Annotated in this window: 15 protein-coding genes, 1 tRNA gene and 2 pseudogenes; 5 read left to right on the top strand and 13 right to left on the bottom strand. The window is 74.1% G+C overall.

The genetic code is table 11. The features are described from left to right. Positions 1 to 6 precede the first annotated feature (6 nt). Together ACPC54_RS31270 and ACPC54_RS31265 are read left to right on the top strand one after the other, a co-directional pair. On the top strand, positions 7 to 1,212 hold the full coding sequence (locus tag ACPC54_RS31270; RefSeq protein WP_498969637.1) for an aminotransferase class V-fold PLP-dependent enzyme: 1,206 nt from the start codon (positions 7 to 9) through the stop codon (positions 1,210 to 1,212). Positions 1,213 to 1,269: 57 nt separating this feature from the next. Further along, positions 1,270 to 2,379, top strand: a complete 1,110-nt coding sequence (locus tag ACPC54_RS31265) for a hypothetical protein (protein ID WP_498969635.1) — start codon at positions 1,270 to 1,272, stop codon at positions 2,377 to 2,379. A 52-nt stretch (positions 2,380 to 2,431) separates the two neighbouring features. Here ACPC54_RS31265 and ACPC54_RS31260 read toward each other — a convergent pair whose 3' ends face one another. From ACPC54_RS31260 to ACPC54_RS31230, 7 genes are all read right to left on the bottom strand, one after another. Then, the gene (locus tag ACPC54_RS31260) at positions 2,432 to 3,076 is read right to left on the bottom strand and encodes a hypothetical protein (protein WP_498969633.1); all 645 of its coding nucleotides are present in this window, start codon (positions 3,074 to 3,076) and stop codon (positions 2,432 to 2,434) included. A gap of 100 nt (positions 3,077 to 3,176) precedes the next feature. After that, entirely contained in the window at positions 3,177 to 4,076 is a 900-nt protein-coding gene (locus tag ACPC54_RS31255) for a Gfo/Idh/MocA family protein (RefSeq protein WP_498969631.1), read from the bottom strand. Between the two features lie 45 nt (positions 4,077 to 4,121). Then, on the bottom strand, positions 4,122 to 4,847 hold the full coding sequence (locus ACPC54_RS31250) for an O-methyltransferase (RefSeq protein WP_498969630.1): 726 nt from the start codon (positions 4,845 to 4,847) through the stop codon (positions 4,122 to 4,124). A 113-nt stretch (positions 4,848 to 4,960) separates the two neighbouring features. Further along, the gene (locus tag ACPC54_RS31245) at positions 4,961 to 5,614 is read right to left on the bottom strand and encodes a DedA family protein (RefSeq protein ID WP_498969628.1); all 654 of its coding nucleotides are present in this window, start codon (positions 5,612 to 5,614) and stop codon (positions 4,961 to 4,963) included. 228 nt (positions 5,615 to 5,842) lie between these two features. Next, positions 5,843 to 6,655, bottom strand: coding sequence for a class I SAM-dependent methyltransferase (locus tag ACPC54_RS31240; protein WP_498969626.1), 813 nt, complete (start codon positions 6,653 to 6,655; stop codon positions 5,843 to 5,845). 240 nt (positions 6,656 to 6,895) lie between these two features. Next, the gene (locus ACPC54_RS31235; protein ID WP_498969624.1) at positions 6,896 to 7,762 is read right to left on the bottom strand and encodes a spermidine synthase; all 867 of its coding nucleotides are present in this window, start codon (positions 7,760 to 7,762) and stop codon (positions 6,896 to 6,898) included. Next, positions 7,759 to 8,736 carry an alpha/beta hydrolase gene (locus ACPC54_RS31230; RefSeq protein ID WP_498969623.1) on the bottom strand — a complete coding sequence of 326 codons (978 nt, stop codon included), beginning with the start codon at positions 8,734 to 8,736 and terminating at the stop codon, positions 7,759 to 7,761. Before ACPC54_RS31230 ends, ACPC54_RS31235 begins: the two co-directional genes overlap by 4 nt. Positions 8,737 to 8,989: 253 nt before the next feature. Between ACPC54_RS31230 and ACPC54_RS31225 the strand changes: the two genes are divergently transcribed. After that, complete coding sequence (locus ACPC54_RS31225) at positions 8,990 to 10,393, top strand: selenium-binding protein SBP56-related protein (protein WP_498969621.1); 1,404 nt, start codon at positions 8,990 to 8,992, stop codon at positions 10,391 to 10,393. A 7-nt stretch (positions 10,394 to 10,400) separates the two neighbouring features. Here the strand turns inward: ACPC54_RS31225 and ACPC54_RS31220 are convergent, their stop codons facing one another. Then, positions 10,401 to 11,609: a globin domain-containing protein gene (locus ACPC54_RS31220; protein ID WP_498969620.1), complete on the bottom strand. Its 1,209-nt coding sequence runs from the start codon at positions 11,607 to 11,609 to the stop codon at positions 10,401 to 10,403. A 90-nt stretch (positions 11,610 to 11,699) separates the two neighbouring features. Then, positions 11,700 to 12,599: a helix-turn-helix domain-containing protein gene (locus tag ACPC54_RS31215; protein ID WP_498969619.1), complete on the bottom strand. Its 900-nt coding sequence runs from the start codon at positions 12,597 to 12,599 to the stop codon at positions 11,700 to 11,702. Between the two features lie 143 nt (positions 12,600 to 12,742). Here ACPC54_RS31215 and ACPC54_RS31210 point away from each other — a divergent pair, with 143 nt between their 5' ends. Then, positions 12,743 to 13,846, top strand: a complete 1,104-nt coding sequence (locus ACPC54_RS31210; RefSeq protein ID WP_498969618.1) for an NAD(P)-dependent alcohol dehydrogenase — start codon at positions 12,743 to 12,745, stop codon at positions 13,844 to 13,846. An 84-nt stretch (positions 13,847 to 13,930) separates the two neighbouring features. Here the strand turns inward: ACPC54_RS31210 and ACPC54_RS31205 are convergent. The 3 genes and pseudogenes from ACPC54_RS31205 to ACPC54_RS31195 form a co-directional block, all read right to left on the bottom strand. After that, positions 13,931 to 14,344 (bottom strand): annotated as a pseudogene (locus ACPC54_RS31205) (DUF6114 domain-containing protein); the annotation flags it as partial. A 206-nt stretch (positions 14,345 to 14,550) separates the two neighbouring features. Next, entirely contained in the window at positions 14,551 to 15,207 is a 657-nt protein-coding gene (locus ACPC54_RS31200; protein WP_498969616.1) for a DUF6230 family protein, read from the bottom strand. Positions 15,208 to 15,508: 301 nt separating this feature from the next. Beyond that, a tRNA-OTHER gene (locus ACPC54_RS31195) sits at positions 15,509 to 15,591 on the bottom strand. A 49-nt stretch (positions 15,592 to 15,640) separates the two neighbouring features. Between ACPC54_RS31195 and ACPC54_RS31190 the strand changes: the two genes are divergently transcribed. Beyond that, on the top strand, positions 15,641 to 15,883 hold the full coding sequence (locus ACPC54_RS31190; RefSeq protein WP_498969615.1) for a hypothetical protein: 243 nt from the start codon (positions 15,641 to 15,643) through the stop codon (positions 15,881 to 15,883). A 20-nt stretch (positions 15,884 to 15,903) separates the two neighbouring features. Here the strand turns inward: ACPC54_RS31190 and ACPC54_RS31185 are convergent. Continuing rightward, positions 15,904 to 16,116: pseudogene (locus tag ACPC54_RS31185) on the bottom strand (hypothetical protein); the annotation flags it as partial. Between the last annotated feature and the right edge of the window lie 70 nt (positions 16,117 to 16,186).

The following is a 16,186-nucleotide window of genomic DNA, read 5'->3' as shown; positions in this document are numbered from 1 at the left end:
GCGGCCATGACCACCAGCCAAGCACTCGACGACATCAGTGAACTCCTCGGCTGGCACCGGGAGTTGCGCGCCCAGTTCCCCATCGTCACCGGCCACCCCGACCAGGCCTACCTGGACAGCGCGGCCACCTCGCAGAAGCCGCAGGCGGTGCTCGACACCGTCCTGCGGTACCTGACCACGGCCAACGCCAACGCCGGGCGCGGCACCTACACCTGGGCCAACGCCACCACCGCCCTGGTCGAACGCACCCGCGCCCGGGTCGCCCGCTTCCTCGGCGACCCGGCCCCGCTGGAGCGCTCCGGCGTCCACTTCACCAGCGGCGCCACCGAGGGCCTGCGCACGGTCGCCCGGGACTGGCTGCCCCGGCATCTGCGGGACGGCGACGAGATCGTCGTCCCGTTCGCCGACCACCAGGCCAACCTGCTGCCCTGGCTGGAGGCCCGCGACCTGCTCGCGGCCCAGGGCGTGCGCGTCGCGGTGCGCGAACTCCCGTACGACCCGGCCTCGCACGACTACGACCCGGCCGCCCTCGCCCGGCTCGTCACCGCGCGCACCGCCTTCGTCGCCGCCACCCACGTGCACCACGTGTACGGCGGCGACATGAACATCCACCGGATCCGGGCCGCGGTCGGGCCGGACGTGCCGATCTGCCTGGACGCGGCGCAGAGCGTCGGCCACCTGCCGGTGGACGTCGGCGCCCTCGACGTCGACTTCGTCGTCTTCTCCGGACACAAGGCACTGGCCCTGCCCGGCACCGGCGCCGTCTGGGCCCGCAACACCCGGGGCCCGCGGTTCCGCGCCGGCGGTTGGGCCGGCACCCCCAACACCTGCGGGATCGCCGGCCTGGAGACCGCCCTGGACTGGCTCGACGCGGCCGGGACTGACCGCATCCGGCGCTGGAACTCCGCCCTCGCCGCCCGGCTCACCGACGGGCTGCGCAGGTCCGGGGCGTACCAGGTGCTCGGCTGCCAACTGAGCCTCGCCGCCGACTCCGAGGTCCAGCGCCGCGAAGGCATCGTCACCTTCCGCCACCGGGCGATCGGCTCCAACGACCTCGGCTTCGTCCTCGCCAGCCACGGCCTGATGGTGCGTGCGGACGGGCACTGCCAGGCCCGCGCCGGGGAGTCGGACAGCTCGGTGCGGGTGAGCCTGCACGTCTACAACACCCCGGAGGAGGTCGACCGGCTGCTCGCCGTCCTGCTCGCGCTGTAGCCGCCCCGGCGGTCGGCCGGTGCCGCACCCGGACCGGCCGACCGCCACAATGGCGGCATGAGGTTGATCCACACCCTGCTCGGGGTGCTCCTGCTCCTGCTGGTCGTCGCCAGCATCCTGAGGACCCTGGTCGTCCCGCGCGGGCTCTACTCGGCGCTGGTCAACCGGCTCTGGGTGGTGCTGCGGACCGTCCTGCGGCTGTCCGCGGCGCCGTTCGGCGGCTACCGGGCCCAGGACCGCGCGCTGACCTGGCTGGCACCGCTCGTCCTCCTCGGCATGCTCACGGTGTGGCTCAGCGGCATGCTGGTCGCCTACACCCTGCTGCTCCACGGGACGTCCGGACTCAGCTGGTCGGTGGCCATCCGCGAAGCCGGATCCAGCCTCTTCACCCTCGGCTACGCCAGCGGCGAGCGGCTGCAGCTGTCCGCGATCGACTTCATGGCCGCCGCCAGCGGTCCGCTGGTGACCGCCCTGCAGATCGCCTACCTGCCCACCCTCTACGGCGCCTACCAGCGGCGCGAGACCGAGGTCACCCTCCTCCAGTCCCGGGCCGGCGAGCCCGCCTGGGGGCCGGAACTGCTCGCCCGGCAGTCCCTCGTCGACACCGACACCGCCCTCCCCCAGCTCTACCGCGACTGGGAGCGGCTCGCCGCCGACATCGGCGAGAGCCACTCCAACTACCCGGTCCTGCTGTCCTTCCGCTCCCCGCAGCCCAACCGCAGCTGGGTGGTCGGCCTGATCGCCGTCATGGACGCCGCCGCCCTCCACCTGGCCCTGTGCCCGCGCTCCGCCCCGCCCGAGGCCCGGCTGGTCATCCGGGCCGGCTTCACCGCGATGCGCGACATCGCCCGCTCGCTGCGCATCGACTTCGACCCCGACCCGGACCCGGCCGCCCCGATCCGCCTCAGCTACGCCGAGTACCTGGGCGCCGTCGCCATGATCACGGCCGCCGGCTTCCCCCGCGAACGCCCGGTCGAGGACGGCTGGCTGCACTTCAACGGCTGGCGCGTCAACTACGAGTCGGTGGCGTACGAACTCGCCCGGCGCAGCGACGCCGTCCCCGCGCTGTGGACCGGCCCGCGCGACTTCCACGCCCCCGTCATCCCGCCGGCCCGCCCCACCGACCGCCGCCCGGGACCCACCGCCCCGGCCCCGGGCACCCCCTGACGCCGCCACGGCCCCGGCGGGCGGGCCGGGGCGTGCGCGGCCCGGGCGTCCGTCAGAGGCCGAAGGTGAGCAGGATCCCCACCGGCTCGCCGTCCGCGTCCAGGCACGTCGTCGTGCTGGAGCCGTCCGGGTCGACCATGATGCCCAGCACGGTACCGGTGCCGGCCTCGTCCGGGAGCAACAGCCAGTTGTTCGTGAAGTCGCCCTCGACCGGCTCCACCGGCCAGCCGGCCGGGTCGATGTGGACCCGCCGGAGCTGCTCGCGGAAGTTCTCCAGCCGCCAGTCGCTGCCTTCCGCGGCGCGCGCGTGCAGCACGGCCCAGGCGCGCCGGACCATCTCGCCGGCCGGCCCCAAGTGGCCGTTGCCGGGGTGCGCGTGCAGGACGGCCAGACCGGACGGGGTCATCAGCCCGTCGCCCCAGTCCTCCGTCCGGACCGGCAGGCCGTCCATCGGGTGCACCAGGGCGGCCACCGGCTCCTCCGGGTCGTCCTCGCCGAAGACCAGGTAGACCGGCGTGCCACCGGACCGCATCGGAACGCCCGCGCTCTCCGGCCCCAGCGGGTCGTTCATCGTGACGTACTCCGACGTCCCCTGGATCACGGCCCGCTCGATCCGCCAGCCGTCGATCGACCAGCTCTGCGCGGACGGGTCGGCCGCGGCCGTGGTCAGGGCGGGCATGTACGCGTAGTCGTCCATCCGGTCTTCCTCACAACTCGTAGGTGAGGAGGACAGTAGACCGTGCCGCTGACATCCCGTCCGCCGAGGTCGGGGCCGGCCCGGGGCCTCCGCCCCGGGCTCAGACCTCGACCGGACCGCCCGACGCCAGCGAACGCTCGGCGCCCGCCAGGATCTCCACCACCCGCAGGCCGAACTCCGCGTCGCAGGCGTGGGGTTCGCCGGTGGCGGCGGCCGACTGCAGCGCGGACAGCGCCCGGTGCAGGGCCGCGATCGGGCCTTCGCCGCGCTCCGGCAGATGGGCGACCCCGTGCTCGCCGCGGATCTCCATGCCGGTGCCGCCGGCCGCGACCGGCGAGGTGAGGCTGAGCGCGAGCGTGCTGGAGGCGCCGGCCGCGTGCCGCAGCACCAGGTGGACGGTGTCCAGCGGCCCGGCCACGGCCGTCACCTGCGTGGCGTCGCCGAGCACCGGCAGCAGCACGGACAGCGCGTGCGGGCCGACGTCCCACAGCGCGCCCTTCTCCACCCGCCACGGCGAGGCCGCGTACGGGCTGCCGCTGCCGGGGGCGAACACCGAGCCGAGCCAGTCCGAGCGGCCGGTGAACCAGCCGCCCAGCTCGGCCTGCCGGGCGATCCACGGGATCTGGTCCCCGCCGAAGCGCACGGTGAAGAACACCACCGAGGCGACGCCGTGCCGCCGGGCGGCGTCGGCCACCGCCCGCGCGTCCGGCACGGTCAGCGCCACCGGCTTGTCCAGCAGCAGGTGGCAGCCGGCCTCGGCGGCCCGCACCGCGAGGCCGGCCTGGACGGACGGCGGCAGCGCGATGGAGACCGCGTCGACCTCGCCGAGCAGCTTGTCGAGGTCGCGGTGGGCCGGGACGCCGTGCGCCGCGGCCAGGGCCTCGGCCGCCTCCGGGCGGCGGCCCCAGACCCCGGCGAACTCCAGCCCGGGGTGCTCGGCCAGCACGGGCGCGTGCACCCGCTCCGCCCAGGGGCCGGTGCCCAGCAGTCCGATCCGCACGTCGTCTCCCGTTCCTCGGTGGTTCCAGTTGCCCCGGGCGGCGGCTCAGCCCAGCACGCGGGCCAGCGTGAAGCCGTCGTAGCCCTTGCTGCCGACGGTCTGCACCGAGGTCGCGCTGACCCTCGGCTCGGCCGCGATCAGCGCGTGCAGGGCGCGAATACCGATGATCGCCGGGTCGGTGCTCTCCGCGTCGGCGACCCGGCCGCCGCGCACCACGTTGTCGACGATGATCAGCGAGCCCGGCCGGGTCAGCTGCAGCGCCCGGCGGAAGTACTCGGGGTTGCTGGGCTTGTCGGCGTCGATGAACACCAGGTCGAACGGCTCGGTGCCCTGCTCGACCAGCTCCGCCAGGGTGTCGGCGGCGCGGCCGAGCCGCACCTCGACGACCTTCTCCAGGCCGGCGTTGGCGAGGTTGCCCCGGGCGACCTCGGCGTGCGCCGGGTCGATCTCCAGGGTGATCAGGGTGCCGTCCTTGGGCAGCGCCCGGCCCAGCCAGATGGCGCTGTAGCCGCCGAGCGTGCCGACCTCCAGGATCCGCCGGGCGCCCTGGGTCAGCGCCAGCAGGTGCAGCAGCTTGCCCTGGGTGGGGGCGACCGCGATCCGCGGCAGGCCGGCCGCCTCGGCGGCGGCGGTCGCGGCCTCCAGCACCGGGTCGTGGCCGATCAGCTGCTCGGCGAAGTAGGCGTCCACCGCGTTCCAGGTGGCCGCGGCGGACTGCTCGGACTGCTGTGCGGACGGCTGTGCGGACGGCTGCTGGGAATGCTGCGTCATCGGGCCCCTCCGGCTGTGCAAGATCGGCGGATACCCCGCCGATGCTACTCCGGGGCCCGACGACGCCCGGGGCCGGTCGGGTGCGCCGGTCGGGCGCTACCGGCTACGCTCCGTCACTCCGCGACCGCGGCCTTGGCGGCCGCCGCCTCCTCGGCCTCCATCTTGGCGTGGACCTTCGCGGCCCGGCGCTTCATCACCCACGCGGAGGTCAGGCCGATCACGACCGCCGCACCCAGGCCGACCCAGGAGAACCGGGTCAGCCACGGCTCGATGCTCTTGCCCACCTTGTAGACCAGCAGCGTCGTACCGCCGGCCCAGACCACGCCGCCGAGCACGTTGGCGATCAGGAACTTCCAGTACGGCATCTTGAGCGCGCCCGCGAGCGGCCCGGCGAAGATGCGCAGCAGGGCGATGAACCGGCCGAAGAAGACCGCCCACATGCCCCACTTCTGGAAGGAGCGCTCGGCGGTGGCCAGGTGCGAGGGCCCGAAGTGCTTGGGGAACTTCCGTCCCAGCTTCTCGAAGAGCGGTTTGCCGCCCTTGCGCCCGATCGAGTAGCCGATCGAGTCGCCGATGATCGCGCCCGCGATCGCGCACGCGGCGACCCCCCACGGGCTCACCACGCCCTTGACCGCCATCAGGGACGCCGTCACCAGGGCGATCTCTCCGGGAAGCGGAATGCCCAGCGACTCCAGCCCGATGATCAGACCGATCAGGGCGTACACCGCGGTCGGTGGGACGCTCTCGATCCAGGCGTCGATGTGCAAGGCCAGATACCTCCGTGGCAGGTCGGGGCCAGCGGCGGCGCGCAGCCGCGCAGCTCGCCGGTCCCGGCGGTCGTCCGATGGCGGCACCTCGGCCGCTCCCCCCTCGGCGCAGCCTAACGTGCCGGGCCGGCCCGTCCCCCTGGCCGACTACCCGTCGTTACGACGAACGCTCCGGTGCCATGGTTCCAGCTTGACCAGCTCTTTCTCAAGCCTCGGCAAAGAGCAGCCTCAGGACTCGGCGAAAAGCAGTGCGACCACGGACGGGCGCTGCCTGACCCGGCGCGCGAACGGCAGCAGGGCGCGCACCAGGCCCCGCCCGCCCTCCGGGTACACCTCGCGCACCCCCGTCACGGCCGGGTGCGCGGTCGCGAACTGCCCGCGCTGGTCGGCGTCCATGCCGAACGGCATCGGCGGCGCCAGGTAATGCCGGTCCCGCAGCTTCCCCGCCACCGACCGCCGGCTGAACCAGCGCGGCACCATGTCCAGCACCATCGCCCCGCCGGGGAAGCGCTCGGCGCAGGCGGCGACCAGCGCGCGGGCCTCGGACGGCCGCAGGTACATCAGCAGGCCCTGGGCGACGATCAGCACGCCCTCCGCCGGATCCACCTCGTCCATCCAGCGCGGGTCGGTGGCCGAGCAGGCGAGGATCCGGTGCCGCTCGTCCGGCGGCAGCAGGCGCTCGCGCAGCGCGGCCGCCTCGGGCAGGTCCACCGACAGCCAGTGCGCCCGGCCGTTGTCCACCCGCCAGGCCAGCGTCTCCAGCCCGTCCCCCAGCCCGACCACGGTGCCGCGCGGGCAGCGGGCCAGGAAGTCCGCCTCCTCCCGGTCGAAGCAGGCCGCGCGCAGCCCCTGCAACTGGCTGACCAGTGCGCCGGTGCCGAAGCGCTCCGCGAACGGGAAGTCGATCCGGTCGACCAGCTCGACGGCCTTCGGATCCGCCAGCACCCCGTCCGGGCGCCGCGCCTCCGACGCCCGGTGCCACAGCGTCCACAGCGCCGTCTCCGGCACCGGCCCCAGCTCCGGCCGTTCGACCCCGCTCATCGCCCACTCCTTCGCACCAGGCCCCGAACCCGCCGATTCTGGCACCCGCCCCACCCCCGCCCCGGCAGCCACGCAGGAGGTCGAGCCGGCCGAGATCCACGAAAGCGAGGCCCTCGACACACCGACAACCGCGCGAGAAGTCGGCCGGGCCGACTTCTCGCGCAGCGGTGGCCGGCCACCACCCGCGGGACGCCGCGCCGGAAGTCGAACCCGCCGACTTCCGGTGCCGCGGCGCGCGCCTCAGCCGACGCTGAAGGCGCCGTCCGGCGGGGGCGGGGAGTCCGTCGCGTCGGCGTCGGTCACCGGCGGGGTGCGGCCGACCAGTGCGGCGAGGTCGTCGCCGTCCGTGAGGCGGGCCGGGAAGATGTCGGCCGCCAGCAGGCGGGCCAGCTCGGCCACCGGCAGCGGCGCGGTCGAACCGGCGAGCAGGATGTTGCCGTACCGGCGCCCCCGCAGCACCGGGGCCTCGGCGACCAGGCAGACGTGGGGGAACACCGCCCGGACCGTCGCCGCCTGGGCGCGGGCGAAGGCGAGCGGCGGGCCGTCCGCCAGGTTGGCGGCGTAGCAGCCGCCGGGCCGCAGCGCGGCCGCCGCCAGGCGCAGGAACTCCACCGAGGTGAGGTGGGCCGGGGTGCGGGAGCCGTGGAAGACGTCCGCGATCACCAGGTCCTGCGAGCCCGCCGGCACCGCGGCCAGTGCGGCCCGCGCGTCGCCGACCTCCGCCGTGATGTCCGCGCCCGCGCGTTCCCACGGAAGCTGCGCGGCGACGAGGTCGAGCAGCGGCCCGTCGACCTCCACCACGCGCTGGCGCGAGCCGGGCCGGGTGGCGGCGACGTACCGGGGCAGGGTGAGCGCGCCGCCGCCGAGGTGGAGGACCTCCAGCGGCTGCCCGGCGGGCGCGAGGACGTCGGCGAGGTGGCCCAGCCGCCGGGTGTACTCGAACTCCAGGTGCGTCGGGTCTTCGAGGTCGACGTAGGACTGCGGGGTGCCGTCGAGGGTGAGCAGCCAGCCGCCGTCGCGGTCGATGTCCGGCATGAGCTTGGCGAAGCCGAGGTCGGTCTGGCGCCCGACCGGCACCGGCTCGTCCTCGCCGTCGCCGTCGCTCACGCGCGCTCCCCGGCCGCGGCCGTCTCGACGTCCAGGTAGGCGGCGAGCCAGCGGTCGAGCTCGGCGAAGGTGCGGGTGCGGGCGGCCTCGCCGGACAGGACCAGGTCGTGCATGCCGCCCTCGATCCGCACGACGGTGACGTGCCGGCCGAGCCGCGGGGCCTCGGCGGCGATGTCGTCGGCGCGCAGCACCGCGTCCGCGTGGTGCAGGGCGTTGTGCCACTTGGTGGTGGAGATGGAGCGGGTGGAGGCCATCAGCAGCACCGGCACGTCGATGCCGAGCCCGTGCCGCAGCCGCCGGTGGCCCTGGTGGATGGCGGCGAGCCAGCCGGCGTAGAGCGGGAAGCTCTCGGGGCGCTTGAGGGTGAGGTCGAAGTCCCACTCGCCCCGGTGGTCCTTGTGCAGGCTGTGGGTGTAGTGCGGGTTGAGCGCGGAGGGCAGCACCCGGGTGGGGGCGAGCCGGCCGACCGCCGTGACCACCGGGCCGCCGAAGGTGCGCACGGCCTCGCCGGCGGGCATGGACAGGAAGGGGCTGTTGAGGAACAGCCCGTCGACCAGGCCGCGCCCCGCGTGCTTGCCGGCCCACAGCGCGGCGATCAGCCCGCCGGTGGAGTGGCCGTTGAGCAGCAGCCGGGTGTGCCCGTCGACCTCGCGGATCACGCGCACCGCCTCGTCGATCTCCTCGTCGTACTCGGCGAGGTCGCGGACGAAGTTGGGCGACTGGTGCGGGCGCAGCGAGCGGCCGTACTTGCGCAGGTCGAGGGCGTAGAAGGAGAAGCCGAGCGCGGTGTAGTGGTCGGCGAGGTGGGTCTGGAAGAAGTAGTCGTTGTAGCCGTGGATGTAGAGCACGGCCCGCTGGGCGCCCGGCACCGGGCGCCGGACGAGGGTGGCGCAGACGGCGCCCTCGTCGTCGGGTCGCAGCGTCAGTTCGGCCGCCTCGTAGGGGGCACCCAGGATGTCTTCCCGAAACTCCATCGCCCGCCGCACCTGTCCTCTGCTCCGCCTGCCCCGCGGCAGGTACCACCGTTCCGCCCCCGACCATACCGGCCGGTAGCCGGGCCGCGCGCGGTGGTGCCGACGGTGGGGCGGCCACGCCGCCCACGGGCGTACGGGCTGTGCGACCGGTCGGTGCCCCGCCGCACCTCCCCACCGCCCCGCGTGCGCCTGCTGTGCGCCGGTGATCGTGTGGAACGCTTCCCGCACACAACGGGCGAGTTGGGGAGATTTCATGCCGCAGGGGCACACCGATCCGTCGCTGTACCGGTCCGCTGCCGAGGCGGCGGCCGCGCCGCCGGAGAAGCTGGCGTACGTCGCCGGGTTCGACCGGGCGGGCCGACAGCCGGACGCGCTGCTCACGGTCGACACCGATCCCGACTCCGAGAGCTACGGGACGGTCCTCAACTTCGCCGAACTGCCCACACTGGGCGACGAGTTGCACCACTTCGGCTGGAACGCCTGCTCCAGCGCCCTCGCCCACGCCTGCCACGAGAACCCGGAGCGGCGCTACCTGCTGCTGCCCGGGCTGCGCTCCTCCCGGCTGCACGTGATGGACACCCGCCCCGACCCGGTCCGGCCCCGGCTGGTGAAGACCGTGGAGGCGGCCGAGCTGTCCGCCAAGGCCGGCTACTCCCGCCCGCACACCCTGCACTGCGGGCCGGACGGCGTGTTCCTGTCCTGCCTGGGCGGTGCGAACGGCGACGACGGGCCGGGCGGGGTGGCCCTGCTGGACCACACCACCTTCGAGGTGCTGCGCCCGTGGGAGACGGAGCGCGGGTCGCAGAACTTCGCGTACGACGTGTGGCGGCACCTGGGGACGGGTGTCGGCGTGACCAGCGAGTGGGGCACCCCGTGGATGGTCGAGGACGGGGTGCTGCCGGAGCAGCTGCTGGGCCGCAAGTACGGGCACGCGCTGCACTTCTGGGAGCTGGGGACCGGCCGGCACCTGCAGCGGGTGGACCTCGGCGACCAGTACCAGATGGTGCTGGAGCTGCGCCCGGCGCACGACCCGCACGCGGAGTGGGGCTTCGTCGGCGTGGTGACGAACGTCGAGGACCTGTCGGCCTCGGTGTGGCTCTGGTACCGGGACGGCGCGGCGTTCACCGCGCGCAAGGTGATCGAGATCCCGGCCGAGCCGGCCAAGGCCGAGGACCTGCCGCCCGCGCTGCGGCCGTTCGGCGCGGTGCCACCGCTGGTCACCGACATCAACCTGTCGGTGGACGACCGCTGGCTGTACGTCTCCGCGTGGGGCACCGGCGAGCTGTTCCAGTACGACGTGTCGGACCCGTTCCACCCGCGCCGCACCGCCTCCGTCCGCCTGGGCGGGGTGGCCGCCCGCACCCCGCACCCGGCCGCGCCGGACCGCCCGCTGAGCGGGGCCCCGCAGATGGTGGAGATCAGCCGGGACGGCCGGCGGCTCTACCTGACGAACTCCCTGTACGGCTCCTGGGACGACCAGTTCTACCCGGACGGCATCGACCCCTGGATGATCAAGCTGGACGCCGACCCGCAGGCCGGCGGCCTGACCGTCGACCGGCGGTTCTTCCCGCACGGCGCCGACTTCCGGGGCCTGCGCGTGCACCAGACCCACCTGGCGGGCGGCGACGCCTCCTCGGACTCGTACTGCTACCGCTGAGCCCCGCTCAGCCGCGCAGCAGCTGGTCGTACCGCACCTGCGCGGGCGGCAGCCCGGCGGCCAGTAGGCCGGTGCGGACGGCGGCGACCATGCCGGCCGGCCCGCTGACGCAGGCCAGGTGCCGACGCCAGTCGCCGGCCCGGGCGACCGTCTCGGCGAGGTGCCCGGCGGTCACCGGGGCGATCGTCAACCACGGCTTGTGCAGGCCGAGTTCGGCGATCGCCGACCAGTCGTACAGGTCGCCGCGGTCGCGCGCGCCGACGAACAGGTGCACCCGGCGGCCGGGCGGGCGGTGCGCGGCCTGCTGCTCGACGATCGCCTTCATCGGGGCCAGCCCGGTGCCGCCCGCGACCAGCAGCAGGTCGCGGGCGTCGTCGTCGGGCAGCAGGCTGCCGCGCGGCGGGCCGAGCCGCAGCCGCTCGCCCACGGCGGTGTGCTCGACCAGGGCGGCGCTGAGCCCGCCGGGGCCGGTGCGGCGGACGTGGAACTCCACCTCGTTGTCGCCGCGCGGGGCGCAGCCCATCGAGTACTGCCGCCAGGTGTGCGGGAGCAGCGGGTGTTCGACGGTGCCGTACTGGCCGGCCCGGTACGGGTACGGCTCGCCGGTGCGCACCCGCAGCACGGCGAGGTCCGGCCGGCGCCGCTCGTGGCCGGTCACCACCGCGTGCCAGTACGGGGGTTCGGTGAGCGCGGAGTCGGCGCCGGCCACCATCGCGGTGACGGCGAAGCGGATCATCCGCACCCAGGCCGCCTCCAGCTCCTCGCTCCACCGCACGCCCGCCCGGTGCCGGATCGCCGCGCACAGGGCCTCCTCGAAGGCCTCGTAGTGCACCGGCCGGACGCCCAGCTTCCGGTGGTCGCGGCCGAGCCGGCGCAGCCGCCGGTCGAGTTCGGCGGGCTGGTCGAGGTGGTCGACGAGGTACTGGAACATCCGCTCCAGGTGGGCCTGCTGGAACTCCATCGAGGCGGGGAACAGTGGCCGCAGGTACGGGCGGCGGCTGAACATCTCGGCGTAGAGGTGGTCGATCAGGGCGGCGAGCGGGGCGACCAGCGGCAGGTCGCGCCGGATCAACTCCTGGTCGGCGGCGCCGTGGTAGTCCGCAGGCTCCGTGGTGGGACCGAACTGCGGTGTCGAGGTGAGGAGTTGACGGCGCAGCTGCATCGCGTGGTGGCGGGCGATCAGGCGGTCGTACTCGATCGTGTTGCTGGTGTCCATGTCCCGACCAGTCAACTGCCCGCCGCCTGAGCCGGGAAGGGCCGATGGCCCCGGCGCCACCCGGGACCATCGACCTCCGTCACGCTCCGGTTACCGCCCGGGCGCGGCCCCCGGCGCGGGCTCGGCCTCCTCCGCCGGCCCGGTCCGCACCTCGGTCGCCGCCCAACTGGCCAGCAGCCGCAGGGATTCGGCGGAGGCGCTGCCCGGTTCGGCGTGGTAGGCGACCAGCACCTGATCGGCGTCCCCGGGCGGGCTCAGCGTCTCGTACTGCAGGTTGAGCGGGCCGACCACGGGGTGGTGCAGCCGCTTGGTGCCGTGGCCCTTGTCCTGGATGCCGTGCGCGGCCCACAGCCGGCGGAAGTCGGCGCTCTTGAGGGAGAGTTCGCCGATCAGCGAGGCGAGCCGGGGGTCGTCCGGATCCCGCCCGGCGTCCAGTCGCAGGGTGCCGACGATGTCGGTCGCCTTGCCCTCCCAGTCGACGTACAGGTCGCGGGCGGCCGGGTCGAGGAAGACCAGCCAGGCGCCGTTGCGCCGCTCGGGCGGCAGCGCGCCGAAGTCGCCGAGCAGGGCGGCGCCGAGCCGGTTCCAGGCGATGATGTCCATCCGCCGGCCGAGCACATAGGCAGGTACGCCCTCCATCGCGTCCAGGAGCTGCTGGAACGCGGGCCGCACCCGCTGCGGGCGGGCGCTCGCTCGCCCGGAGCGGCGGTGGACGGGTTTGGTGAGTCGCAGCAGGTGCTCGCGTTCGGCGGGGCTGAGCCGCAGCACCCGGGCGATGGCGTCCAGCACGGCGGCGGAGACGTTCTCGCCGTGGCCCTGTTCGAGCCGGGTGTAGTAGGCGGTGCTGACCCCGGCGAGCTGGGCCAGCTCCTCGCGGCGCAGGCCGGGCACCCGGCGCCGGGTGGTGGTGTCGGGCAGTCCCACGTCCTCCGGCCGCAGCCGGGCGCGGCGGGAGCGGAGGAACTCGCTGAGTTCGGTGCGCTGGTCCATGCCCAGCAGTATGCGCGCGGCCGCCCGGCCCGGGGCGGGCGAGGGTGATACTGCCGTGCGTACGTTACGCGGTCGTACGCTGGGCCTTCCTACGACGATCTCTGACCTGGTTGCCGTCGCCGCCCGGGCGCAGTCTTGGGGCCATGACGAACGAGACGCACGAGATCGACCGCACCGCCCCCGCCGCCCCCACCGCCACTACCCCCACCATCGCCGCCTACGCCGCCGAGCGGCCGAGCGCGCCGCTGGCCAGGACCGCCATCCCCCGCCGAGCCGTGGGCGCGCACGACATCGTGATCGACGTCAAGTTCTCCGGCATCTGCCACTCCGACATCCACCAGGTCCGCGAGGAGTGGGGCAGCGGGATCTTCCCCATGGTGCCCGGCCACGAGGTCGCCGGCGTCGTCGCCGAGGTCGGCCCGGGCGTGACCCGCTGGCAGGTCGGCGACCGGGTCGGGGTCGGCTGCTTCGTCGACTCCTGCCGCGAGTGCGCCAACTGCCGGGCCGGCCTGCAGCAGTACTGCACCGGCGAAGGCGGCACCGTCTTCACCTACAACAGCGCCGGCCCGGACGGCCTGCCGCGCCACGGCGGCTACGCCAGCCAGCTGGTGGTCGACGAGCAGTACGCGCTGCGCATCCCCGACAGCCTGCCGCTGGACGCCGCCGCGCCGCTGCTGTGCGCCGGCATCACGCTGTACTCGCCGCTGGCGCACTGGGGCGCCGGCCCGGGCAGGAAGGTCGCGATCGTCGGCCTCGGCGGCCTCGGCCACATGGGCGTGAAGCTGGCGCACGCGATGGGCGCGGAGGTCACCGTGCTCAGCCAGTCGCTGCGCAAGCGCGAGGACGGCCTGCGGCTCGGCGCCGACGACTACCGGGCCACCGACGACCCGGCGACCTTCACCGAGCTGGCGGACAGCTTCGACCTGATCGTCAACACCGTCTCCGCCGACCTCGACCTGAGCGCCTACCTGGGCCTGCTGCGCGTCGACGGCACCATGGTGCAGGTCGGCCTGCCGGAGAAGCCGGTCTCGCTGAACGCGTACGCGCTGGTGGGCCGGCGCCGCTCGCTGGCCGGCTCGATGATCGGCGGGCTGCCGGAGACCCAGGAGATGCTGGACTTCTGCGGCGAGCACGGCATCACCGCCGAGATCGAGCTGATCCGGGCCGAGCAGATCAACGAGGCCTACCAGCGGGCGCTGGACGGCGACGTCCGGTTCCGCTTCGTGATCGACGCGGCCACGATCTGACGTCCGGCCGGATCCCGGGCGCCGACCGTGCCGCACGCCCCGGTGCTCTCCCATCACCGGGGCGCACGGCACGGAACACGGGGGCTACAACCCGGCCGTCCTGGCCGCCCGCCGCTGCTGGCGCCGGTCCCACCGGCGCTGGCGCCCGCGGCGCAGCGGCTGGTCGGGCACCCAGCCGAAGGTGAGGCAGGAGCCGACCACCCCGAGCAGCATCCCGATGAGGAAGCCGCCCAGGTTGGACGTCAGCCAGGTGCCCAGCGAGGCGAGCACGGCGACGACGGAGTAGAACAGCCGCTGGACCGGGTTGAAGAGGATCAGCAGGCCGCAGATCACCATCACCGCGGGCACCAGGTAGCCGGCCAGCCCCTGCATCCCGATGCGCAGGACGACCGGCAGCGGGGACCTCTCGGTGAACAGCACCTCCGCGCCGCCGAGCAGCACCAGCAGCCCGCCCCAGAACGGCCGCCGGCCCCGCCAGTCGGCGCGGCGGGCGGCGGGAGCGGCCGGGGCGGGGGCGGCGACGGCCGTCCCCTCGGCGGCCGCGTCGCTCCCGTCGCCCCCGCCGTCCGCGCCGTCCGCGCCGCCGTCCGACGCCGGACCCGACGCCGGCTCCGGGCCCGGCCCCGACTGCGACTCCGGCTGCGGCTGCGGCTGCGGCTGCGAATCCGGCTCGGGCTGCTGCTCCGGTACGGACTCCGCCATGCTCAGCAGCCGTGCGAGCTGAAGCTCAGCCGCAGGTTGGGCAGCTTGAACGAGGCCGCCGTGGCGGCGTAGTTGTGCTGCCTGAGGTGGTTCAGCTTGACCTTGTCGGCCTGCTGTCCGTAGACGCCCGGGAGGCCCTTCCCGGCCGGCCCGCCCTTGGTGTAGGTGCTGGCGTCACCGCCGATGTCGATGTTGGTGAACTCCGCGTCCGCGGTCAGCAGATCGGAGTCGGTGGTGAGGTTGTCCGCGTGCACCGGGGTGCCGCCGTCGCCGGCGCGGATCAGCATGTTGATGCCGCCGAGGTCGACGCTCTGGCACAGGTTGGTGATGTCCGCGCTCTTGATCGCCGACACCGCCACCAGCACCTGGCCGCCGGTCTTGCCCGCGTTCGGGCTGTTCTTGATCATGTGATCGAGGGAGCCGTACTGGGCGAGGCCGTCGCCGTCCAGCTTGTCGGCGGTGATCGTGAACGGCATGCCGGATATCTCGAACTGGGCGGCGAGCACGCCCTGGGCGGTGAGTGTCATCAGCACACCCCCGAGGGCGACGGCCGGTACGGCCATCAGGGCGGTGCGCTTGAACCGGACCCGGCCTCTTCTGGGCGCGGTCGGCGTCTCGGGTGTCTCCGCCGCCGTGGCGGCTTCCTCGGACATGGCCATGTGTGCTCCCTCGGGATGGATGGGATGGGCAGGCACTGGCACGTTGACCTGGCGCGGACAGCGTTCCCGCACGTCGACCGGACCGTCCTCCCTCGGCAGCGGGGCGGATCCGGTCGGAGCGCGATGAGTATCCGAGAAGCTACTGCCGGGTATCGGCGGGGTCAATACGGGTGCACGAAGGATCTTCACCGTTCGCGAACCCTACGGCTCGTCGGAGATCCCCAACCGCCGGGCCGCCTGCGCCGGGCCGAGGAACGGCGCCAGGCAGTACAGGCTCAACACCGGCACCAGATCCACGAGTTGGTCCGTCCGACCGGAGTCGATCCGGCGGTACAGCGCGCCGTAGACGCCGGCCACCACGGCGTCCACCATCTCCTCCACCGGCACTCCGCCCGGCAGTTGCGGCACCTCGGCGAAGAACGCCCGGAATCGGGTGAGGAGTTGGTCCCGCTCCCGCCGCCCCGCCGGGCCGACCGCCTCGATCTCGACCACCGCCATGGTGGCGAAGGCCGGTGTCCCGGCGAGCAGTTGGAGCATCGAGCCGAGCGCCTGCCGGATGCCGGCGCACCAGTCGGATTCGGCCGCGAAGGCCGCCGCCATCCGCCGCAGCACCACCCCGGTGCCGTACCGGTGCGCGGCCAGGAAGGCGTCCTCCTTGCCGCTGAACAGCTCGTAGAAGACCGGCCTGGTCACCCCGGCCGCCCGGCAGATGTCGCTGACCGTGGCATGCTGGTAGCCGCGCTCGGCGACGGTGCGGACCAGCCCGTCCAGCAGCCGCTCGCGCTGGGTCGCGGCGATCACCCCGGCCGGCAGCCGGCGCGGGCCGGGCTTGATCGACCGGGCCGGATCGCGGCCGGTCCGGGCGCCCGGAAGAAGGATCACATCGGCCCTGGGGAGCCTTCTTTCCATCACCAACTCCTGTGTCCTGTATTGACATTGACGGAAGAGCGGGTTTACAACACTGGCAGGTTTCCAACCG

Origin of the sequence: Kitasatospora sp. NPDC094028 (assembly GCF_049543595.1) — a bacterium.
Classification (GTDB): Bacteria; Actinomycetota; Actinomycetes; order Streptomycetales; family Streptomycetaceae; genus Kitasatospora.
The sequence above is the reverse complement of the archived record's forward strand: the minus strand, read 5'-3'. Positions and strand labels throughout refer to the sequence as shown.